The sequence below is a fragment of the Mucilaginibacter gossypii genome, from assembly GCF_900100945.1.
In the GTDB taxonomy this organism is placed as follows: Bacteria; Bacteroidota; Bacteroidia; order Sphingobacteriales; family Sphingobacteriaceae; genus Mucilaginibacter; species Mucilaginibacter gossypii.
The window spans coordinates 343,249-364,719 of sequence record NZ_FNCG01000001.1; the positions used below are offsets into that span (position 1 = coordinate 343,249).

Consider the following 21,471-nt stretch of genomic DNA (forward strand, 5'->3'; position numbering starts at 1 on the left):
CGAATGAGGGTTTGTAAAGCTTCTTTTTTATTGTTGCCGGGGCTGTTGCTAATGACATTGCATGTTAATGCCCAAACCGAAAAATTTACGTCGAGGCTTTATTTTCCTGGTGGAGTAGGTATAAATATACCCTCAGGAGATGAGCAGGTAAGTATGAAACGGGGATCTGTTTTGAATACCGCTGTTGAGTACCGCCCTGCTTATATGAATACTGTCTTTTTCCGCTTTAACTACGACGCCCTAAATAACAAATATAAAAGTAAAGCCGGCGAAGTTCCAACTAACGTAACAGAGGGAAAGCTATCTGCCAGTTTTTTCCTTTTGGGCGTAGGTTACCGCCGAAAATTAAACAGGTTGGGGATATATGCGTTGTTGCAGTCAGGTTATAATAGCTCTGGGTATAATAATACATCTGTTAACTCAAACGGTATTACCGTAAGCAGTGTGAGCACTAAACATCCGGCGGTAAAGATATCTGCAGGGGTGGAATATTACATTGTACCACATTTTGCCCTTGTATTTGAACCGGCCTATTATCATTTGTATAAGGCCAAATCACCATATATTTTAAACCCTGATTATGTAAGTTATAGCATCGGGTTTACCACCACGCTATTTTAATGCTATATAAAAAGGTTTTGCTTAAAAGTCCGGAGCGAAACTAAATTTAACACCATATTTTGCGGCGCCCGGGTGGTCAAGGTAGTTAAACCTTTTGATCCCATCTATTCGCAAAAATTTGAAGATATTACCTATACCTACACCGGCTTCTATATAGGGTTTAGTGCCTAAGGCGTAAGTGCCATTTGCTCCATTGCCACCCGTAGGGAACCGGAACAAATTAGGTGAATAAAGCGGATTATTTTCGTTACGCAAGCCGCCGAACAGTATTTTGGCCGATAGATATTCTCTCCATTTCAGGTGCCTTATCAATGGGAACTTGTTCAGTAAAAAACCGCTGAAACTATGGGTTAAGTTGATGCCCGCGTAATGGTCGCTTACAAATTCGAGGTAGGTTTGTTGGTTATACGCATCCTCATCATAAGCAAGTGATTGGTTTGCCGGGGCGATGCTCAGGAGCGGGAAAGGTACTTTCCCAACTAAATAATTTCCAAGCAATGTGATATCAGTAAAGCCAAGCTGAGACAGGTAAAAACGCTTGAAAATACTCGCTTTAACACTCGTAAAATCATAAGAGCCGTTGAATAATCCTTTAAACCCGTGGTTGATCTGCAGGTTCATGATAGGGTACTTGCTGTAAACGGTATGGCGATAAACCGATCCTTGTAAAATTTGTTCGTGCGGTGCATACCTGAAAGCAAGGTTCAGCTCGCTGGTGGTGAGGTCATGAACCAATGTATTAGCCTCGTTGTTGTATTGAAATGCCAATGATGCGGCAGGGCGTTGGTTCCAGTTTCTGAATGCAAGATCAAACGAAAAATGGTTTTCAAAATCCTTTACATATTCAATTTTAGCAACCTTACTGTAAAGCCAGTATATTGTTTTTCCTGTTGAGAATGATGAAAGGGCTGCCTGCTGGTTAATGGTTGAAAGGTCCCTTCCCGGTACATCAACATCATATAAATAGCTTGCCTTAATGTAGTCATTAGGGTAGCGATAAAATGGTGTTTTATTAAATGAGTAAAAGGTAGCAATATTGTACTTGAATGTTTTGTCGCGCGTGCCATAAGCACCAAAACCTTCAAAATAAATTGATTTGCTTAAATCGGTGTTGGTACGCCCGCCAAGCTGAAAGCGGGAGCCCTCCTGGCTATCACGTGAGTAAATTGTACCAATAGGGCCAATCATCACTGGCCCGGCCTTAGCATAACCTCCGGTAAAAGTGGCCGCGAACCAGGTTGCCCTTTTAAATTGCGGCATTTTTTCTAATCTGGCAATTCGGGGGTACATTTTTGCCTGATGATCAGACAGCGTATCAGGCCGTTGATGTGCCCAGTATGAGGTATCCGGTTTGTCGGCATCAGGAGCTACCTGCAATTCTTTGCCATCATAAAATGCGGCAGGAAGTGGTTTGTCAGCTATGTAGTTAGAAAAAATTACCGTTCGCTCACCCATTAGTCCGAGGCCTTTGTTTTTTAAGATCCCGAAGTCGGCTTTAACATCGCTTTTGCTTAAAAAATATTTGCCGTTAGGATTCTGCTCAAAATCAAGTGTGATCTTGAGTGCCCTCATGAAATTGATATTGATTTGCTTGTTTACATTAAGCTCACAGCCCCGTACAGCATAGTTGCCTGTCATACTTACAAGCAGCTTACCTTCAAAAAGCAGGTCGCCTTTGGTGCGTGGTGTGAAGCTTAGTTCAATCAGTTTTTCTTTAGCTGTTTGTATGGTATCCGTAATAAAGAATTTGTAATAATTTGGCGAGTGATCGGCAATGGGGCTAAGGAACTGGTTGGTTATGATAAAAACGTTGTTATCATAAATATCAATGATATTACCGTAAAGACGGTTCATGTATACATCCAAACCGGCAGTATCAATAAATTTAAGAATATTAGCCTCTTTTTGCGCCTTAAGGATCCGGATAGATTTAGATGGCTCTTTGCGGTAGTAATTTTGATATTGTTTTTCGCTGAGATAGGTGGGGAGCAGCACCTGGGTTTGCCCGTTATTTTTCACTGTATCAAGCATAAACTGGTACATTTTAAAATAACGGCTGTTCATCATTTTGGCAGGAACATCAATAAATGATAGATTGATCCGCTCATACTGGTCATATTGCAAATAATCGGCGCTTTCCATCCGGTTTTGCTTTTTATGGTCAATAACCTGCTGAATGAGCTCAACTGCCGGGTTCCCTTTATTGCGGTACCGTTGTTTCTTGCCCGAAACTACAGTAACTTCTTTCAATTGGGTTTGGCTGCCATGCAATCTTATATGAAGCACATTAACCTGTCCGGGTTTAATTACTTTGATAATAGTTTGATAACCGATGTACGAAAAGGACACATGCGTAAAAGTTCCGGGAGCGTTTAACTCAAATTTTCCATCCGGGTCGGCAATGGTTCCGTACCTGCCGCCTACAAGTTTAACATTAATACCCGGTAGCGGTTGCCCGGATGCGTCATCTACCACCTGCCCGCGGACAGTTGTGATTAATGGCGTTGAAGTTTTTTTTACGCTATCAGGTTGCTGTGCTAAGCCGCATATCGGAAGCAATACCAAAAAGAGTAATAAAGTTGAAATATAAGGAGATAGGCGTCTTATTGAGTTTGACGTTTGGGAAGAAATCTCAAAAGAAGATAACAAATTGTGGTAGATTAAAAATACAAAAAGGGTTCAGTTTTATTCATATTCCGGGTTTGAGCCCGGAATATGCCTTCAATTTTCCTAAACGTACAAATTAAATTTGAATTGTCTCTGAAGAATGTATTATTTTAAGATTAACAGGAATATGACGTTGAATAATTAATCAACTTTCAAAAATTTCCCCTTTTCATCAAATAAAAGGTCTTTCCCTTTGATCTCCGCCTCAAACATCTTTTTGCCTGCAGCATCGGTCACACGCCCGGCTTCCTTAACTTTTGCACCCTTGTAGTTGGTTTTAATGTAATCAAAAACGGCAGGAGGCAATTGATTAACCGGTATGGCGTCTACTTCTTCTACAAACTCACCTTTCGGGGTAAAAGTCACTGAGGTATCCTCGCCCGATTTGCCTCCCCAATTGGCTTCATAATTTCCTTTTTCTTTTTCCCAGGTAACTTTGGTTGCATTAGGGTATTTTTTGGCGAGGCTTTGTTTCACAGCTGCCGGAACATCTAATGCGTTGGCTGCTTTTGCAGCAATTCCGATACTGAACAGGCAGGCAGTAGCGGATAATAAAATGGTCTTTTTCATAAGTGCTCTTATTTTGATTTACACTAATGTAAGGGAGCAATCTGGAGGAATATGGTACATGCAAAACAGCTTGATTTTAATTGAAACAAACTTGAATGGGTTTGAACCGGTGTTTGTAATTGCCACCGCTAACTTTGTTTTGCAGATAGTGAATCCAATAATATACACTTAACCATTTTACCATGAGAATTTTAACTTTCCTGCTTGTGTTGTGCTGCTTTTATAGCGGTGTAAGCGCTCAAAGCAATTTTTTCAATAGCAAAAACGCTTATCTTGGGCAAAGTCCGCCTAACGATACTCCCCGTGTTTTTGCGAAACAAATGTTGGTGCCCGATAGTGGTATAGCCATGGGGCGGTCGGCCTTTTCGGCAGATGGTAAGGAGTTTTATTACGGCAACTCTATGCATTGGTTTAATGCAAAAGGCAATAAGATCCGTTATTTTAAATATGAGCGTAATGGGTGGCAAGGCCCTTTTGTACTTAACTATGATTATAGCACACCAACTTTTTCTGTTGATGGCAGGAGCATGTACTTTGCAGGTAAAGGTGATGGTAAACATTCCTACGTTTGGATATCACATCGTAATAAAGCCGGTTGGACAGATCCTGTAGTCTTCCTAAAAAAAGATTATGGCCTTTACAATTTTATGCCAACCAACAGCGGAACTTTTTATGCTGGCAGCAACGCCAACGCGGGAAGTGTGAAAGATTACAGCACTTACGATTTTTGCAAGCTCACCATATTCAAAACAGATATAGTTATCAAAAGCTTAGGACCGGTTATCAATACACCGGCATTCGACGGTGATTTCTATGTAGCGCCCGATGAGTCATATATGATCATCAGCTATAAGGAGAAGCCGGATTACGAGTGTGAGCTCGGGATCACTTTTCGTAAGCCTGATCATCATAGCTGGACAGCGCCGTTAAACCTCGGTCCGCTGATTAATGATGGAGATGCCCACCGTTGGGGCGAATATGTTACCCCCGACGGTAAATACCTGATTTATACCAAGGGCACCGGTGAAAAGGATTGTTGCCTTTACTGGGTACGGTTTGATACTTTGAAGGCTAAACTAAAAAAGGAGGCTTTGGGCAGATAATGTCTATTCTTATTTTATTTCCGGTCCATAAAATTTCAAACCTAAAACGCCCGTCATGATCAGCAACATGAAAAATATTTCCATGTAGGAGAGGCGCTGATTTAAAAACGAAACCTCTACTAATTTGATCAGGATAAGGGTTACGGCCGTCCATACAGCATATGCTACGGCTGTTGGCACCAGTTTTATTGCCAGCGAAAAGAAGTAGATATTACCTATACCAAAAACGATATAACCTACAAAGGGTAACCATACTGGCAGGCCATGTTGCAGACTTAAAACAGAATTAAGACGGAGTGCCTTCAGATCGCTGAATTTCATGAATTTTAGCGAGAATGTCCAAGCCGCTTCAAATGCGGCTGCGATTAAAATATATAGCCAGGCCAATATGTTATTAGTTTTGTTGTAGTACGTTTTTTTGTTCGGATACTAAGGTAACGGGTTGTTGCTCAGTATCCAATTGATGCGCATTGTTTATTTTAGCAGGAAGTAAAGTTTTCATCCAATTCATAAACCGTGGTCGCAGGTGGTAATACCGATTAAACCAGCGGTATTTGAGCAGTGTTTTTTCATCAAAGCGCTTTACGCTGAAGGCATGCTGTAAAAAGTAATCTTTAGGGTAATCATAATAAAGTCCCCAGTTTTCGGGTTTGTTGCCGGGTGCGTGACCTGGGTTATATGCGGTACCGAACAGGTAATCCCAAAAAGAGAACTTGGTTGCAAAGTTGGCATGAAAAACTTCCTGGTAATTGGCATGGTGCCATAAATGCAGTTCGGGCGAGTTAATAATATACTTAAGCTTGCCCATATTTACCTTGATATTGCCGTGTATAAACATGCCAAACATGGCATCTAACATGGCTTTTATCGGTATAACTATTGGGTCTGCACCTAACAAAATGATAGGTGCAAACTCAATAGTTTGGTTGATGATGATCTCCATGATGTGCGAACGTGAACCGGCCAAAAAGTCAACCTCCTTGCCTGAGTGGTGCGCCTCATGAATGCGCCAGAAAAATTTATTGGAATGCTGAAAGCGATGAAACAGGTAAATATAAAGGTCATGTGTAAACAGGAAGAATAATACCTGTAACATCACCGGCCAGCTGCTTACAAATTGAAAATGCGATAGATCAAAATGCGCTTTTAGGGGCGTAATGATATAATCGAAAATGATAATCTTTAAAAAGTAGCTTTGTATCAGCGTATACCATACCAAATCAATCCAAAATCCTTCCCTGAAAAATTTAAGGCCTTTTCTGTAAGGCGATATTCGTTCCCAGGCAATGATGAATCCTATCCAGCAAAAAAGGATAATGGATGTAATTATGGTAGTTAATTTTTCCGGAGACATTATATATTATTTAACGCTTGGTTTTTCTTTGTATTCGTCGCTGATGTTTACCCTTAAACGTTTCATCGGCGCAAGTTCTGATTCATAAACGCGTTTTTCGCCGTCACCGGCTGCAGTTTCAACGTCCCTGATATCGCGTACCAAACGTTGTAAGCCCTGAGGCTCAACAGAAGCAGCGTGGTCAGATCCCCACATAGCACGATCAAGTGTAAAGTGGCGTTCAACAAAGGTTGCGCCCATTGCTACTGCACCTACTGTAGTTGCCAAACCTGTTTCGTGGCCCGAATAACCGATAGGGATGCCCGGATATTTGTTTTCCAGCGTTTGGATCATTTTAAGGTTAAGCTCCTGCGGAGGGCATGGATAAGCCGAAGTTGAATGAGCGATAAACAACGGATAGTTTTCATCAAAAGCATTGATATAGTCCATAGTTGTTTCGATCTCTTTCATTGTCGACATACCGGTTGAGAGCATTAACGGTTTGCCGGTTTCCAGGATGCGCTGGATCAAAGCGAAATCTGTTAACGATGCCGATGCTAATTTATAAAGGATGGTATCAAACTGCTCCATAAAATCAACAGACGGTGCGTCCCATGCAGATACAAACCAGTCGATACCCACTTTTTTGCAATATTGGTCGATGGTTGCATATTCGGCTATGCCAAATTCGGTTTTACGTTTGTAGTCGATATAAGTGATACGGCCCCATGGGGTATCACGCATGATTTCCCATTGATCGCGCGGCACACAAATTTCAGGTGTGCGTTTTTGAAATTTAACGGCGTCGGCTTTGGCAGCTACAGCTTCGTCAATTAACTTTTTGCAAATTTCGAGCGAGCCGTTGTGGTTAATGCCAATTTCGGCAATGATATAACTTGGCTGTCCTTTGCCAATTACCCGGCCATTTTGCAAAGTAATGCTGCCGTTCCTGGTACCTGCTAAATATTTGTCGCTTTTGGCTTCGATGATCAGCTCGGCAAACTCACGGAAACAACCATGACCACCGTTTAATGAACTTACAAAATCTACCTGTGCTTTAACATGCGGTAAGGCATCGGCAGGAGAGGCGGTAAGGCCGGCCAGCTTCATTATTTCCAGGTCGTTGTAATCGTCGCCTATAAAAGCAACTTCATTTGGTTGCACATTTAAGCGGATGCAGATTTCTTTGAAAACGGTGGCTTTGTCTTTTATACCTAAATGAAGTTCGGTGATATGTAATTTCTCAGCCCTTTTAATTAATGAAGGCGAGTTTTCGCCGGTAATGATACCTGTATTTACGTCAGCAAATTTGCGAAGGCGTTCAACCCCCATACCATCGCGCATGCTAAATTTTTTTAAAAGCTCGCCATCGTGATTGTAGTATACTCCGGCATCTGTTAAAACCCCATCATTGTCGGTTAGCAATAGTTTAATGCCAGCCGCTTTTTGTTTCAAAATCTCGTTCATAATAGTAAGTTTAAATTAAATAGCTGTCCATCCTCCGTCAACAACCAGGTTTGCGCCGGTCATATATGCCGATGCTTCGCTGGCCAGGAATATAAGTGCGCCCTGATAGTCTGACGCTTTGGCCATGCGGCCCAGTAAAGTTTTTGCCGAATAATTGCCGATAAAATCTTCCGTTTGGCCGGCCTCAACACCACCAGGCGAAAGGGTATTTACCCTCACGCCGGTATGCCCCCAATAGGCGGCCAAAAAACGGGTGAAATTGATAATAGCGCCCTTGGTTACCGGGTAAGCTGCCGACTTGTAAAAAGTTTGCTGGCCTCTTGAATCGCGGTAGATACTTTGATCGGGCCCAACCATACCATAGGTCGAAGCTATGTTGATTATACTGCCGCTACGGTGCAGGGCCATTTGTGTACCAAATACCTGCGAGCATAAAAATACACCGGTAATATTTACATTAAGCGATTGCTGGAAAGCCTCTAACGGATAGTTTTCAAACGCTGATAGCTCCTTGGCCATGGCCGGGTTCTCAAATTTATCGTTAATGGCGGCGTTGTTTACCAGTATATCAACAGCATCATATTTATCAAGCGTTGCGTTGAGTGCGTCAATCAATGAATCCTTGCTGGTAACATCTACGCCCAAACCTAAGTGGTTGTCGCCAAGCTGCGCCGCAAATGCTTTGGTTTCTTCGGCATTAATGTCAGCAACTATTACGTTTGCGCCAGCTGCTGCAAGAGCTTCGCAATGTTTACGGCCAATGAGGCCTAAAGCACCCGTTACTACGGCGGTTTTCCCTTTTAATGAAAACAGATCCATGATTTAGGCTATGCTTTTAGGTTTAATGTTGTAATTGCTTACCTTGCGGAAAACTGCCTCTAACACTTCGCCTTTTAGTTGATCTTTGATATTACCGCTTTCGATAGCCGCCTTTAACAACGGTAACACATCACGGTAAGCCGCAAGGATATAATCGATATCCTCGGTAGTGTGGCTATAGCACATGTTGTGGAAGCCGGCCCAAAGCACACCGCGTTTTATCATTTCCTGCTGCATAAAGGTTTTTACTTCCAGTCCGTTGCCGGCATCGGGAGTAAAAGTTACCATGCTGCGGCAGTTAAAGCCTACACAACGGGTGTATTTATCAATGCCTAACTCAATGGCAAGGCTGTTGTAACCATCTTTTAATAAAGCACCGTGCTCATCAAGGTATTGTGGTACCTTTTTATCACGGAGTTCATTGATGGTAGCAATACATGCTGCTAATGATAAAGCTTCGCCACCAAATGTGGTATAGCTAAATACTTCGGAGTTGAAAAGCTCCATCACATCAGCACGACCGGTTAATAAAGCAATAGGCATACCGTTGGCACATGCTTTTGAAAACACAGCCAGATCGGCTTTAACATTGAAATATTCCTGCGCGCCACCAACGGCTACACGGAATCCTGTCCACATTTCATCAAAAATGAGCAGGGTGCCGTTTGCTTTACAAACCTCGGCAAGTTCCTGCAGGTAGCCCGGTTTTGGTGCCTCAAAAATGAAAGGCTCCAGTATCAGCGCAGCAACAGTTTCATCTAAAGCGGCTTTTACTGATTCAATGTCATTATATTCAAAAGTGTAAGTTAAATCCTGGATAGCTTCAGGAACGCCTGAGTTACGGCTGGTTATGCCGATATACCAATCATGCCAGCCATGGTAGCCACAGCAAAATACTTTATCCCTGCCGGTAAATGCACGTGCTACGCGGATAGCAGCCGAACAAACATCTGCACCCGTTTTAGAGATCTTTACAGCTTCGGCATTAGGCACAACCTGCTGCACCAGCTCAGAAAGTTCAACCTCTAAAGGGTGCATCAATGAAAAGGTAATACCGTCGTTTAATTGCTGACGGATAGCCTCGTCAACAGCAGGGTAGGCGTAACCCAAAGAGATTGGGCCGATAGCCGAATTTAAGTCGATGTATTCGTTACCATCAACATCCCATACGTGCGATCCTTTACCTCTTACAAGGTATTTTGGCGCTACACCTTTGGTAAACTGCCCCGGGCCTTTAGCCAGGGTTTGGGTAACCGGTTTCTGAACTTTTAAAGCGCGTTCATATAATTTATCCGATTCGGTGATGTTCGGATAATCGTTGTTTAGCTCAATTTTATTAGCCATGATCAATATTTTTATTCTGAAAATTCAGGTGTTAAAATTTGTGGTTGGTTGTGTGTTGTTTGATACCCCAGTATTTTCTCGGCAATTTGTTTACCTGTAAAGCCTTCATGCTCCAATACCGAAGGAAGTAAAGTTGGCCTGAACCATTTTTCGTTCAATGCCATAGGCAGTACATTGGCGGTTGTGCGATGTTTTAATAAAACCTCGGCCACAATGGTGTAAAGACCACCGGTTAAAAAATGGTCTTCAAGCGTAACTACCAGTTTGCTTTGTGCCGATGCTTTTAATATAGCCTGCTCATCAACAGGTTTAAGGCTGCGCATGTTGATCAAACCAACAGAAAGGCCTTCGCTTTTCAGTATTTCAACTGCGATCAGTGCCTGCTCAAATAATAAGCCGTAGGTTAAAATGGTTACATCGCTGCCCTCAGCTATCACTTCGGCTTTGCCTATGGTAAAAGGCTCGTGCACATAGGCGGTTTTGCGGGTATTAATTCGGGTATAGGCAGGGTTTTTGCTTTCCCATATCTGTGGCAGCATTTTTACCAGGTCGTCTTCATCGGCAGGGGCAAAAACGGTTACGTTGGGGATACCACGCATGATAGAGATATCTTCAATAGCCTGGTGGGTAGGGCCGTTACCGTCTGATAAAAAACCAGGTATGAATGAGCTTAGTTTAACCGGCAAATTGGCGATTCCAACATCGGTGCGTACAAACTCAAAAGCCCGCATGGTTAAAAAAGCGGCAAGGGCATGTACAACAGGCGTGCGGCCACGTAAGGCTAAGCCGGCCGCCGCACCAATCATGGTTTGCTCGGTAATACCGGTATCAATAAAACGTTTGCCTAATATACCGGGCAGGTTACGTACCAGCGCGCGGTTTTCGGCGGTCATTACAATCACCTGCTCGTTGGCAAGGGCTGTTTGGGTTAAAAGTTCTTCGTAACTCATCTTATCGCACCACTAAAGTTTCTGATGTTAATGTTGTTTGATGTTCGCCGTGCAGCTCTAATAAAAGTTGCTGAATCTCGTCTGCATTGAAATTACAAAACCACCTGTCGGCGCGTTCCTGTATGCTTGGCAGGCCTTTGCCGCGTAGGGTATCGGCAATAATTACATTCAGTTTCCCGTCATGGAAAGGGAACGCGCCGAAAGCTTCGTCAAGCTCGGCAAAACTGTGTCCGTTTATTCTTTTAACGGCTGCGCCAAAGGCTTCAAACTTATCGGCAAGCGGCTCCAGCGGAATCAGGTCTTCCGTACGCATATTGGCCTGGAAGTGGTTGCGGTCAACCACGAATAGCAGGTTATCCAGTTTATAAGCGTTGGCTACCAGCATGGCTTCCCAGCAGGTGCCTTCGTTCAACTCGCCATCGCCCAAAATGCAAACAACTTTGTTTGTGCCGCCGCTGATTTTCAAATCCATAGCAACGCCAATAGCTACCGAAGGCAAATGACCTAAAGAACCTGAGTGAAATTCAATACCCGGGATTTTGGTGTTGGGGTGCCAGTAAATATGATCATTAAGTAGCAGGTGGTTTTTTAAACGTTCTTTTTCCAATAAACCCAGCTCGGCAAAGGTGCCGTACAGGGCGGGTACATCGTGGCCTTTTGACAGAAAAAGGTAATCGCGGTTTGGATCATCAAGATTATCCTTTTTAATGTTTAAAAAGCGGCTATATAAATAAACAATAAGGTCCACCGCCGATAGCGATGCACCTGTAAAACACCCGCCATCGGTAGACATGCGGATGATGTGCTCCCGTACCTTCAGAGCGGTGCCTGTTAATTCCTGGTAATTGTTGTTCTCCACTGTTATCATTCGCTTGTTATAATTCCTGTAAGTTTTTTGTGGGTGCCTGTTTGGTTTGGGCAGATGTAATGGTTTTTAGCTCATCTACATGGTGCCTGTACCAGTTTACCCCGGCATATTGTGCATTGATATTATAGATCTCGGGTTTTTGAGTTAGCAGGTTAAGGATATCATCGCACGAGAAATTATTGTTATCTGCATATAATTCGCGGAATACCCGTTCTATAAAATAATAGTCTTCTGCATAGTCAATCGTAAACCGGTGCGACATGGAATAATCCAAATCGGCAGGCCAGGTTACGTTACCAAGCCTGAATAATTGAGGATTTTCCCATATATAAGGAGTGGTATGCTCCAGTTCCAGCTCCCGGCTTGCTTGTTCCCAAGCTTTGGTGAGGCAATCCATGGTCATGATCTCCACATCGTTGCCATCGGGATATGTAGCCGGGTGCAGATTGCTTACAAAATCAAAGCTGTTTTGGTTGGCAAAAAAGTAATCCAGTACATGGTCCACAATACGCGGATCAATGAGCGGGCAATCAGAGGGGATCTTTAATACAATATCTGCATTACGCAATTTCGCTGCCTGGTAATGCCTGTCGAGCAGGTTATTCAGACTGCCGCGATAATAAGGGACACTTATGTTGATAGCTTCATTGATGATGATATCATCAGCCGGCGTTTCGGATGTGGCGATGATCACTTCAGCCTCGTGACTGATCATTTTAAGCCGCTCAATCATCCTTGCCAGCAGGCTTTTACCCAATATAGGCAGCATTACCTTACCCGGTAAACGGCTCGAAGCCATGCGGGCCTGTACTACAATTAATATTTTCTGTTTCACGGTAAATGATTACCAGTTAGCTATTAGTTCTTCGGTTAATTGCGTCTCTGGCTTATTAACCTGGTATTTATCCATAGCCGCGTGCGGGTCAAAGCTTTTTTTATCGCCATCGTGGTTTAAAAAACCGCGGCAAATGGCAGCGATATTTCTTGCCGATACGCCATCATTTTGTATCGGTGCAAGCCTTTTAAGCTCATTAACATCAAAAAGCGAATGAACTTTTTTACCTAAGGCAATACCAGTATAAACTACGGTTGAGTATTGGGTTATAAGCTCACAACAATTAGCTATCATGTGGTTAGTATTGCCTTTGCTGTATACCAATGTACCGGCCGGCGTATTGGCGTAGATTTCTTTTTCCGCACGCTCGACATTCTCATTCGGATGAAGCTTAAAAAGTAATGGGCGGCCGTCTGCAATTTTTACCGCTTTTTTAATAAAGGCAATCCTGTTTTCAATACGAAAGGTTTCGCGCATATCTGTGGTGGCCACCATTACATAGTTATGGTGCGGAAAATCATTATTAACGTGCTGAACCAGGTTATCATAGTTTGGCATGCCTGTTACCACAATTTTGCGTTCGCTGGTACCTTTACCTGTAAAGTACTGTTTGTAACCTTCTGATGCGGCACAATAGACATCACATATGTTTGACGAACCGTTTAACGAGGTGTTGCCGCAAAGCGTGGGGGGTAGCTTTAGGGCTTTAACAACACTGCTCCACGGAGTGTAACGATCAATCATACCTTCCTGCACCCAAATGGTTTTAATATTACGCATGCGCGGGGGCACAATCAAATCGGTACAGAATACAACAAGGTCATATTTGTTTTTTTGTGCCCTGAAATCAATTTGTAAAGCATGTTTTTGAAGGTACTCTTCAGAAATAAGCCTGAATTTGGTAGAGAGTACAGTGCCACTAAGCAGGGCGGTCTTATTAATAATAGTATTTAAGGTAGTATTATCAGTAAACAACTGGCTAAACCAGCAGTCAAACTCAGGCAGCTCATTAGCTATCTGGTGCATTTGAGTGGTTTGGTTAATTGAACCGGTAATGAATAATATTTTCTTCATCCTTTTATTTCAATTAGCTTTAATTCCCGAAATTTTAATTGTGAAAGGCATTAAGGTATAGACCGATTTTGTATAGATTCTGTAGTTAGCCGTTGTGAAAAGAAATTGGCCGGATAACATAGTAATATTGTTAGGTTGAGTAGTTGTCATATCAAATTTCAAAATGTTGCATGGCTAATTCTTTACAAAATCCTGATTCAGAATTTAAATAAGAAGCTGCCATATCCGGCTAAAACTTATGATTTGATAAATGTAGGAGGGTAGTTTTTAAATAATGAAAACCCAAAGTTATCAAATCGTTAAGCCGTATTTCTCAGTAAATTATTTATTAACAAACGCGCCGCTCTGTTAATTGCTTTAAACAGAGTGTTATAGTGCAGGAGATAGAACTAAAAAACGTAAAATGCAGTAAGGTTAATTGAATTACAAGTTACAATCAATTTACACTATTGCAAAATTTTTCTTACAAACAGTAAATAGATATTATAATTCCTAATTTAACTGGTTTTTTTAGGGGAATGTAATAATAAAAGCATTGCCAGAGGCTCAGCCCGTTTTTAGGTGCATTAAATATTGCAGAACTTTTGTGATTGGTGATCATATGAAAGTTTAGCCTATATAATTAGGTGTGGCTAAACCATTACCTTAAATATGATTAAGATGGCGGTAAGAAATAATACGATCATCCCAGCCAGGAAAAGGTAATCGGCCACGGCTTCCGAACGTCCACCGGGTTTTATATTTCCCCGGATAGACAGAAAAGACAGTATACAGCTTAGCATAAAGAAAACAAGTGCTATGGTTACTGTTTCGTCAATATAGGTCCGGTCGGACATTTTCAGGAATTTTAATGAGGTAAGCACCACAAAGCACAAGCCCAGTAAATTTGATGCTGCGTTAAGGATGTGTGGCGATTTATCGTTGCGGGTCATACAATCATAAAACTAATAAAATTTAATATGTAGAGACTGTTTGCTTTCAAAATCTTTGTCGGTCAATATCAGAACGGTAATAACATAACCGCCTGCCTGAGGTGTAAAATGATTACAGATTGATTATTTTTATACCTGTGCAAGAGTTTAAAAAACTATTAAGATAACAGCCATATTGTTGTGTTATTCAGAATTACCTTTTAAAATAACGATATATCGCCACTTGTTTTTGTGTTGATTTTTATTAAGTGTCTGTATTTTAGATACTTGTGTGTTTGGTATGTCTCTTGTTAACAGTTAGTTTATTGTATTTTAAGTCCTGCATCTTAAACACATCACCTCATGACAAAAAGGATACTTACTATTTTATTTCTTACGGGCTCGGCATTGTATGCTAATGCCCAGGCTATTGCGCCATCGGCCTGGCAAAAATTTCCGGATAGCACTGTTGTAAGTGTTCACGCCTCATATGATGATGTAAGCGGGATTCACCGTTGGCTGTTCGGCGAAAACTATCGTAAGGACTGGGCCATGAAAGTGAAGCTTCCCGTTATAAAACTATCGCAAATAAATGGCGGGCTATCACCTATTAAACAGGGTGGTGGTATGGAATCAAAGTCATTACGTTTGGAAGATAAAACCGGCCGCGAGTGGGTATTGCGCAGTGTTGAAAAAACACCGGATAAACTGTTGCCCGAAAATTTGCAGGGTACCTTTGCTGTTGATTGGGTCGGCGACGAGTTTAGTGGCCAGCACCCATATTCGGCCTTGATTGTGCCGCCTCTTGCTGAAGCGGCGCGTGTGCCGCATGCTAACCCGGTTATAGGTGTTGTGGCCGAAGATCCCGCACTTGGACAATATAGTAAGTTATTTGTTGGTACCGTATGTTTGATAGAGGAAAGGGAGCCAGTTGGTTCATCAGATAATACCCTTAAAATGGAAGGGCAACTGCTTAAAAGCTATGATAACAGGTTGGATGGAGAAGGCTTTTTGCGTGCCCGTATGCTTGATCTTTTAATGGGCGATTGGGACAGGCACGAAGATCAATGGCGCTGGGCTGATACTAAAAATGGTAAAGGTAAAACCTATGTTGCTGTACCACGTGACCGTGACCAGGTATTTCATGTTACACAGGGTGTGTTTCCGAGTATTGCTGCGCTACCCTGGATAGATCCCTTACTTGAAGATTTTACAGGGGATATTCCGCATGTGAAATATTCTCTTTTTAAAACAAGGTTCATGAAGCAGTATCCGGATGCACAAATAAGCTACGAAAGATGGATGCAGATTGCCAATGAATTTGTTAAAGCCGAAACTGATGCGGTGCTTGAAGAAAGTTTAAGACGCCTGCCTGCAGAAAGCTATAAATTGAGGCATAAAGAGTTGCTTGCCATATTAAAACAACGCCGGGATAATATACCGGCAGCTATGAGTGAGTATTATAAATTCACTAATAGGATAGTGGATATCCGCGCTACTGATAAAAGCGAACTGATCACCGTTGCCGATGCTCCCGACAAAGCTTTGCGTATAACAATTAATAAGCTGAATAAAGATGGTGAAACCAAAGATCAGTTTATGGATATGATGTACAAACCGGAGATTACTAAAGAAATAAGATTGTATGTTTCTGCCGGAGATGACCGCATAGTTATTAATAATGCCAATTCGCCCATTAAGTTAAGATTGATTGATAGTGTGGGTAGTAAAACTGTTGAGGTTAAGCAATCTGCACAAGCGATAAAGTTTTATGGTCGGCGAGATAGCACCAATTTTACCGGCAACGTCGGCCAATTAAATAAGCATCTTTCAAATGATACCTCAAATACTCAGTTTTTACCCACCAATTTATACAATGTGTGGATGCCGCTTGCCACTGCAGCATTAAATAAGGATGATGGCTTTTTACTTGGCCTGGGTTTTCAATATACCGGTCATGATGGTTTCAGGAAATTGCCTTATTCAACATTACAGCAGGTAATGATCACCCATTCGTTTGCTACGGATGCTTTCAGGATCAAATACCGGGGGGAATGGATAGATGCCATTGGTAAAGCCGATTTCACGATCCAGGCCAACATCCAGTCGCCTGATAATACGGTGAACTTTTTTGGCCTGGGTAATGAAAGCCCGTTAAATAAATTTCCTGGTTATCGTACTTACTACCGTACACGGTATGATATTTATCAGTTTGATCCGGCTTTACGCTGGCATACGGGCAAGAACAGCGATATCAGTGTTGGTCCTTCGTTTCAGTTTTATCATCTTGATCTTTCACAAAATACCGGGCGGTTCATTAACCAAACATCGCTTATCAATTCTTACGATAGCTTAACGGTTGGAAAAGATAAAGCACATCTTGGCGCGCTGATAAATTATACCACAAACCAACGTGATAATAATATCCTGCCTACCAAGGGCTACTATTTTACTGTAACGGTACAAGGTTATGAAGGACTTAACAGTTATTCCAAATCTTTTGTACAGATCAAGCCAGAGTTTACTTTCTATCAAAAACTAACCCCTGGCGGTGCTATTGTATTATCTGATCGTGTTGGTGGCGGTGTAAGTTTTGGAAAGCCGGCCTTTTATCAATCAATGTTTTTGGGCGGGCAAGGCAACCTGTTGGGGTATCTGCAAAACCGGTTTGCAGGCAAGCATATGGTGTTCAATAATTTACAGGCAAGGGTTAAACTTGCTGATATAGCCAGTTATATTTTACCGGGCCAGTTGGGATTGGTAGGCTTTTATGATACGGGTCGTGTTTGGATACAAAATGAGCATTCGGATAAGTGGCATACCGGTACCGGCGGCGGGTTATATTTTGCACCGGCAAGTTTAACAGTATTGCAATTGCTGGCCGGTCATTCAAGCGAAGGATGGTATCCTTACATATCGCTCAACTTCAGGTTGTAATGAATCTTTGTGGAAGTTGGCAGAGGTAAAAAAAACAAAAAAATTGCAACGTTTTTTTTGAAAAAGCGTCATATTCTTAAACACGCGATCATGAAAAAACTAATCTTCTCACTTATGGCTTCGTTACTAACGGTTTCGATAGCTTTTAATGCTTCCGCGCAAACTGTAACCCGCAATGTATCCGGTTATAACGGTATTGCCTGTGGTGGCCCGTTTAACGTATTTATTAAAATTGATGGAACCGAAAGCCTGAAACTTGATGTTGACGCCAATGTAGTTGATGATATTAAAACTGAAGTAGAAAACGGCATATTAAACGTTGAATTTAAAGATCACTGGAAAAATCATCGCAATATGCAGCGAGCCAATATCTACATCACCGCCAAAAGCCTTGGATACCTTGCTAACAGCGGTTCAGGAAATGCAACTGTTGATGGTACGATGACTGCCGAAAATGCCAAAATTGCGTTAAGCGGTTCGGGAAATATAAAAACTGCTGTTAAATCAGGTACTTTGGACCTGAAAATCAGCGGATCGGGTTCAATTGATGTTAAAGGTAGTACCGGTATGGCCGACTGTCGTATTTCAGGCTCGGGAGAGATTAACGGTAAATCATTGAGGACGGAAACTGTTGAAGCTTCAATTGCAGGTTCAGGAAATATCAATTTGATTGCCAGTAAAACAGTTTCTGCGCGTATTTCTGGTTCAGGAAGTGTTGTATATTCCGGTACCGCAACAATTGGTACAACCCGTTACGCGGGATCAGGCAGGGTTAGCAAAGCTGATTAAAACCTGGTTAACTTACTATATAGAAAGACTGCTTCTTCAGAGCGGTCTTTTTTTTGTCATTGGTGTATCGAATTAAAAGTATTTATCGTATTGATAGGTAAAACCTTCACTTTATGATTAAGCCTGTATTGATATTTAAGAATTTAACTGTTTGCCTGTTGCTATCGGTTTTGTTTTCTCTTGGCGCCTGTAAAAAAGACAAGGCGCAGCAACCCGTCCAAAAAAATACATCCCTTTTTGGCCAGTGGTATATTCCGGTTAAAGAAGGGGAACAAGCGCGTTATTTAGTATTCTCGTCGGATAGTACTTTTATTTTGGCCGATGTAACTTATAAAAATGGTAATTCAACAACGGTTCAGTACACCGGGAAATTTCATACTAAAGGGGATGGATTAAACATTGTTATCGCAAAAAAAATGGTAAGTGAAGGTAGTAATGTTATCAGTACCGATCCTTCTAATGCTCAATTTTATACCAATTCGGCATTTGTTGTAGACAATTATAAATTGACCATAAACTATAAAGACAATACCGGGGCTGCTATGAAAAGTATTTTTTCAATGGTACTTCAGGATAAAGTTATTTGATTTAGTTTTGTTTTTTAGGCACCCCGGTCGGGGTGTTTATTTGTTTTATACTTTATCAATTTCGCCTGACACCCGGTACGCCGAGCGGATACATGACTCCATAGATAAGTACCGGCAAATATCAATTCACATGGCCGGGGTAAACCCTTTGCCTTGGCCCTTTAGTTTAATCGCCTGGTATATCATAATTACAATAAATAATACCAGCATGATCAAAAGCCCCATTTTTACTACAGGAGAGTCAGGCCCTTCAGCCAGTGGTTGTTCAACTGGGAGCCTGGTGAGCGTTTCAACTACGGCAGGTACTAATGAGAAAAATAAGGTGGCTGTCATGCCTATAGTTTGTACACAATCGGCCTTGCTGCCAAAAATGCGTAGGTAGGGCGCATAGTAAACAACAGGCAGTAATATTAAAATAAGAAACGAGAGGTTGTGGGCACTGCTCAGGTGACCGGTTTTCATAACCAAAAATGAGGATAAACAGGCCAGCACGGTAAAAACACCGTAAAGCCTGCCGTTTTTTGTTTTAGGGGCGATTTTCCCGTCCTGAAACAATGCAATAAAACCAATGGCAACTCCCACAAGACTTATGGCTGTATGAATAACTCCTAATGTTGATAAATGATTTGGCATAACAGTGATTTTTAAGGTTAATAATATTTTTAAAAGTGATTTGCTTAAGAATAAACAGGATTTATCAATACTTATGCCTTTTTGTTATATTATTGATAATAAGTTGTTTGTAATCTGTTTGACTTTGAAATGACGAAATCTCGTCACGATTTGCCATTACTAACGGAATACAGCAATTGTGAGTTATAAAACAGTAAAACAAACTTATCTGCGGCGTTAAGGTTAGTTAAAATAGTTGCATGCTAAATCTGAAACAAATGTTGAGCATTTATTATAAGATCTGGGTTGATGCCGTTACGCAGGAAAGGACGAAGAAAGGAGAAAATGTCAAGTATTGGAAGGCATTTACAATTATCCCCTTGTGTTTGATTCAGGGGGTTAACCTGCTAACATTATTGTTTGTCCTTCGTTTTTTAAACGGTTATGATCTGATTTTTGATGGCAAAAAGTACCATGCCTGTTCTTGATTTAAGCCCAAACTTTTGAAATAACGATTCGCGATAATTATCAATAGTATGCGGGCTCAGGTTCATTTCGTCGGCAATTTGCCTGTAGGTAAGTTCAGAACAGCTTAGTTTCAGAAATGTAAGTTCATTGGAGGTAAGCTCTTTGGATTTATCGACGGGTGTGTTTTTATTTTGCATGGTATAAAGCAATTTGCCGCTTACCAGTTCATTTAGATAAAAGCCGTGCTTTTGGATAGTTTGCATCGCATAAACTACGTCTCTTATCTTCGATTCCTTAAGCATATAGCCAACAGCTCCGTTCTTAAGCATGTTTATAATAGGTTTATCATCGTCAGACATGCTTAACGCCAGCACTTTTACTGTAGGGTGATTTTCACGTAACCAGGCGGTAGCCGCGTAACCATCCATTACCGGCATAGTTATATCCATCAATATAATATCAGGTAAGGAGGTTTTTTTTAGCTTGCTGATCATATCCTCTCCATTTTCGGCGTCGAAAAGGATATTGATCTCTTTAAAATCGCCCAGTAAGCTGATCATTCCCTGTCTAAATAAGGTATGATTATCAATTATGGCAATTTGTACAGGCCCGGTAAATGTTGAAGTGTGCATTAATATTAGGTGTATATGTTAACTGATGTTAATCATATTGCCAAAGTAAAAAAAATAATGAACTTATATTTCATTTTACCATGCCGTTTAAAGCAAAAAAGGGTGGTTTCACCCTTTTTAGTTCTTAATTGTCAAGCGAGATTTGGGTTGTTGAAAGAAATATGCCCGACTTTTAATTTGCACTGCTGATAAAATAAATATTCAAGTGCTTCGAAGAGGCGTTGGCATATTGAAATTACAGTTCAAAACTATATTAACTGAATTTAAGGAAGCCCTAAACCTTTTTTCTCAATTATTTAATATGGATATTTAGCCCATTATAAGAGCCATCGGCTTTGGTAATGGGCTATTTCTTTTTACAGCCGCCTGTCTTCTTCTTTGATGGGCAGGTCATTGATGCTGGCATAGCGCTTTTGCATCAGGCCGTTTTTGTCAAACTCCCAGTTCTCGTTTCCATAAGCACGAAACCATTGGCCTTCAGCATTATGATATTCGTACTCAAAACGTACTGCAATACGGTTATCTGTAAAGGCCCACAGTTCTTTTTTTAATTTATAATCGAATTCTTTTTCCCATTTGCGGGTTAAAAATTCCACTACCTGTTGGCGCCCGTTTACAAATTCCGAGCGGTTGCGCCATTCGGTGTCAATGGTATATGCTAAAGAAACCCTTGCCGGGTCTTGGCTGTTCCAGGCGTCTTCGGCTAATTGCACTTTTTGGGTGGCTGTTTCAAAGTTAAATGGCGGTAATGGCAGCTTTTGTTCCATGATGGTAATAATCTGATTTGATATATCAAAGTTAAGACGATGCGGGGTTATTTAATGGTACTATTCAACGTTCCTTTGGTATTATGTTTTCTTTTTTTAAATTTAAATAGCCCCTCT

Annotated in this window: 20 protein-coding genes; 5 read left to right on the forward strand and 15 right to left on the reverse strand. The window is 41.5% G+C overall.

The features are described from left to right. Window positions 1-3 precede the first annotated feature (3 nt). Complete coding sequence (locus BLS28_RS01550; protein WP_091162558.1) at window positions 4-621, forward strand: outer membrane beta-barrel protein; 618 nt, start codon at window positions 4-6, stop codon at window positions 619-621. 21 nt (window positions 622-642) lie between these two features. On the opposite strand, the gene BLS28_RS01555 is transcribed toward BLS28_RS01550, so the two are convergent. Next, a complete protein-coding gene (locus BLS28_RS01555; protein ID WP_176844339.1) occupies window positions 643-3,180 on the reverse strand; it encodes a DUF5686 and carboxypeptidase-like regulatory domain-containing protein in 2,538 nt (845 codons plus the stop codon). A gap of 249 nt (window positions 3,181-3,429) precedes the next feature. Then, the gene (locus tag BLS28_RS01560) at window positions 3,430-3,858 is read right to left on the reverse strand and encodes a PepSY-like domain-containing protein (RefSeq protein WP_091162560.1); all 429 of its coding nucleotides are present in this window, start codon (window positions 3,856-3,858) and stop codon (window positions 3,430-3,432) included. Between the two features lie 182 nt (window positions 3,859-4,040). Between BLS28_RS01560 and BLS28_RS01565 the strand changes: the two genes are divergently transcribed. Continuing rightward, a complete protein-coding gene (locus BLS28_RS01565; protein ID WP_091162561.1) occupies window positions 4,041-4,961 on the forward strand; it encodes a PD40 domain-containing protein in 921 nt (306 codons plus the stop codon). Between the two features lie 9 nt (window positions 4,962-4,970). Here BLS28_RS01565 and BLS28_RS01570 read toward each other — a convergent pair whose 3' ends face one another. From BLS28_RS01570 to BLS28_RS01615, 10 genes are all read right to left on the reverse strand, one after another. Further along, the gene (locus BLS28_RS01570) at window positions 4,971-5,282 is read right to left on the reverse strand and encodes a DMT family transporter (protein WP_256337317.1); all 312 of its coding nucleotides are present in this window, start codon (window positions 5,280-5,282) and stop codon (window positions 4,971-4,973) included. Between the two features lie 73 nt (window positions 5,283-5,355). Next, the gene (locus BLS28_RS01575; protein WP_091162563.1) at window positions 5,356-6,315 is read right to left on the reverse strand and encodes a sterol desaturase family protein; all 960 of its coding nucleotides are present in this window, start codon (window positions 6,313-6,315) and stop codon (window positions 5,356-5,358) included. A 6-nt stretch (window positions 6,316-6,321) separates the two neighbouring features. Further along, window positions 6,322-7,761, reverse strand: a complete 1,440-nt coding sequence (locus BLS28_RS01580; RefSeq protein ID WP_091162564.1) for an N-acetylneuraminate synthase family protein — start codon at window positions 7,759-7,761, stop codon at window positions 6,322-6,324. Window positions 7,762-7,776: 15 nt separating this feature from the next. Continuing rightward, on the reverse strand, window positions 7,777-8,580 hold the full coding sequence (locus BLS28_RS01585; protein ID WP_091162565.1) for an SDR family oxidoreductase: 804 nt from the start codon (window positions 8,578-8,580) through the stop codon (window positions 7,777-7,779). A gap of 3 nt (window positions 8,581-8,583) precedes the next feature. After that, the gene (locus BLS28_RS01590; protein ID WP_091162566.1) at window positions 8,584-9,924 is read right to left on the reverse strand and encodes an aminotransferase class III-fold pyridoxal phosphate-dependent enzyme; all 1,341 of its coding nucleotides are present in this window, start codon (window positions 9,922-9,924) and stop codon (window positions 8,584-8,586) included. 11 nt (window positions 9,925-9,935) lie between these two features. Next, the gene (locus BLS28_RS01595; protein ID WP_091162567.1) at window positions 9,936-10,874 is read right to left on the reverse strand and encodes a transketolase family protein; all 939 of its coding nucleotides are present in this window, start codon (window positions 10,872-10,874) and stop codon (window positions 9,936-9,938) included. Window position 10,875: 1 nt separating this feature from the next. Further along, window positions 10,876-11,742: a transketolase gene (locus BLS28_RS01600; RefSeq protein WP_091162568.1), complete on the reverse strand. Its 867-nt coding sequence runs from the start codon at window positions 11,740-11,742 to the stop codon at window positions 10,876-10,878. Between the two features lie 7 nt (window positions 11,743-11,749). After that, the gene (locus tag BLS28_RS01605) at window positions 11,750-12,577 is read right to left on the reverse strand and encodes a cytidylyltransferase domain-containing protein (protein ID WP_256337318.1); all 828 of its coding nucleotides are present in this window, start codon (window positions 12,575-12,577) and stop codon (window positions 11,750-11,752) included. 9 nt (window positions 12,578-12,586) lie between these two features. Beyond that, window positions 12,587-13,651, reverse strand: a complete 1,065-nt coding sequence (locus tag BLS28_RS01610) for a UDP-N-acetyl glucosamine 2-epimerase (RefSeq protein WP_091162569.1) — start codon at window positions 13,649-13,651, stop codon at window positions 12,587-12,589. Between the two features lie 632 nt (window positions 13,652-14,283). Next, entirely contained in the window at window positions 14,284-14,583 is a 300-nt protein-coding gene (locus BLS28_RS01615) for a hypothetical protein (protein ID WP_091162570.1), read from the reverse strand. Between the two features lie 342 nt (window positions 14,584-14,925). Here BLS28_RS01615 and BLS28_RS01620 point away from each other — a divergent pair, with 342 nt between their 5' ends. The 3 genes from BLS28_RS01620 to BLS28_RS01630 all read left to right on the forward strand — a co-directional run bounded on the left by BLS28_RS01620 (window position 14,926) and on the right by BLS28_RS01630 (window position 18,875). Beyond that, the gene (locus tag BLS28_RS01620) at window positions 14,926-17,499 is read left to right on the forward strand and encodes a BamA/TamA family outer membrane protein (RefSeq protein ID WP_091162571.1); all 2,574 of its coding nucleotides are present in this window, start codon (window positions 14,926-14,928) and stop codon (window positions 17,497-17,499) included. A 90-nt stretch (window positions 17,500-17,589) separates the two neighbouring features. Further along, window positions 17,590-18,288: a head GIN domain-containing protein gene (locus BLS28_RS01625; RefSeq protein ID WP_143020672.1), complete on the forward strand. Its 699-nt coding sequence runs from the start codon at window positions 17,590-17,592 to the stop codon at window positions 18,286-18,288. Window positions 18,289-18,401: 113 nt separating this feature from the next. Continuing rightward, window positions 18,402-18,875 (forward strand): hypothetical protein, encoded by a 474-nt coding sequence (locus BLS28_RS01630; RefSeq protein WP_091162573.1) that lies wholly within the window; start codon window positions 18,402-18,404, stop codon window positions 18,873-18,875. A gap of 126 nt (window positions 18,876-19,001) precedes the next feature. On the opposite strand, the gene BLS28_RS01635 is transcribed toward BLS28_RS01630, so the two are convergent. From BLS28_RS01635 to BLS28_RS01645, 3 genes are all read right to left on the reverse strand, one after another. After that, window positions 19,002-19,508, reverse strand: coding sequence for a hypothetical protein (locus tag BLS28_RS01635; RefSeq protein WP_091162574.1), 507 nt, complete (start codon window positions 19,506-19,508; stop codon window positions 19,002-19,004). A gap of 413 nt (window positions 19,509-19,921) precedes the next feature. Beyond that, on the reverse strand, window positions 19,922-20,587 hold the full coding sequence (locus BLS28_RS01640; RefSeq protein WP_091162575.1) for a response regulator transcription factor: 666 nt from the start codon (window positions 20,585-20,587) through the stop codon (window positions 19,922-19,924). 356 nt (window positions 20,588-20,943) lie between these two features. After that, window positions 20,944-21,354, reverse strand: a complete 411-nt coding sequence (locus BLS28_RS01645; protein ID WP_091162576.1) for a nuclear transport factor 2 family protein — start codon at window positions 21,352-21,354, stop codon at window positions 20,944-20,946. Window positions 21,355-21,471 lie beyond the last annotated feature (117 nt).

What these genes read in the sequence shown, in the direction of transcription:
- BLS28_RS01610 (WP_091162569.1), bottom strand. Translation starts at nt 13,651, where the DNA reads ATGAAGAAAATATTATTCATTACCGGTTCAATTAACCAAACCACTCAA.
- BLS28_RS01550 (WP_091162558.1), top strand. Translation starts at nt 4, where the DNA reads ATGAGGGTTTGTAAAGCTTCTTTTTTATTGTTGCCGGGGCTGTTGCTA.
- BLS28_RS01560 (WP_091162560.1), bottom strand. Translation starts at nt 3,858, where the DNA reads ATGAAAAAGACCATTTTATTATCCGCTACTGCCTGCCTGTTCAGTATC.
- BLS28_RS01615 (WP_091162570.1), bottom strand. Translation starts at nt 14,583, where the DNA reads ATGACCCGCAACGATAAATCGCCACACATCCTTAACGCAGCATCAAAT.
- BLS28_RS01645 (WP_091162576.1), bottom strand. Translation starts at nt 21,354, where the DNA reads ATGGAACAAAAGCTGCCATTACCGCCATTTAACTTTGAAACAGCCACC.
- BLS28_RS01620 (WP_091162571.1), top strand. Translation starts at nt 14,926, where the DNA reads ATGACAAAAAGGATACTTACTATTTTATTTCTTACGGGCTCGGCATTG.
- BLS28_RS01590 (WP_091162566.1), bottom strand. Translation starts at nt 9,924, where the DNA reads ATGGCTAATAAAATTGAGCTAAACAACGATTATCCGAACATCACCGAA.
- BLS28_RS01575 (WP_091162563.1), bottom strand. Translation starts at nt 6,315, where the DNA reads ATGTCTCCGGAAAAATTAACTACCATAATTACATCCATTATCCTTTTT.
- BLS28_RS01640 (WP_091162575.1), bottom strand. Translation starts at nt 20,587, where the DNA reads ATGCACACTTCAACATTTACCGGGCCTGTACAAATTGCCATAATTGAT.
- BLS28_RS01565 (WP_091162561.1), top strand. Translation starts at nt 4,041, where the DNA reads ATGAGAATTTTAACTTTCCTGCTTGTGTTGTGCTGCTTTTATAGCGGT.
- BLS28_RS01580 (WP_091162564.1), bottom strand. Translation starts at nt 7,761, where the DNA reads ATGAACGAGATTTTGAAACAAAAAGCGGCTGGCATTAAACTATTGCTA.
- BLS28_RS01585 (WP_091162565.1), bottom strand. Translation starts at nt 8,580, where the DNA reads ATGGATCTGTTTTCATTAAAAGGGAAAACCGCCGTAGTAACGGGTGCT.
- BLS28_RS01600 (WP_091162568.1), bottom strand. Translation starts at nt 11,742, where the DNA reads ATGATAACAGTGGAGAACAACAATTACCAGGAATTAACAGGCACCGCT.
- BLS28_RS01625 (WP_143020672.1), top strand. Translation starts at nt 17,590, where the DNA reads ATGAAAAAACTAATCTTCTCACTTATGGCTTCGTTACTAACGGTTTCG.
- BLS28_RS01570 (WP_256337317.1), bottom strand. Translation starts at nt 5,282, where the DNA reads ATGAAATTCAGCGATCTGAAGGCACTCCGTCTTAATTCTGTTTTAAGT.
- BLS28_RS01595 (WP_091162567.1), bottom strand. Translation starts at nt 10,874, where the DNA reads ATGAGTTACGAAGAACTTTTAACCCAAACAGCCCTTGCCAACGAGCAG.
- BLS28_RS01630 (WP_091162573.1), top strand. Translation starts at nt 18,402, where the DNA reads ATGATTAAGCCTGTATTGATATTTAAGAATTTAACTGTTTGCCTGTTG.
- BLS28_RS01635 (WP_091162574.1), bottom strand. Translation starts at nt 19,508, where the DNA reads ATGCCAAATCATTTATCAACATTAGGAGTTATTCATACAGCCATAAGT.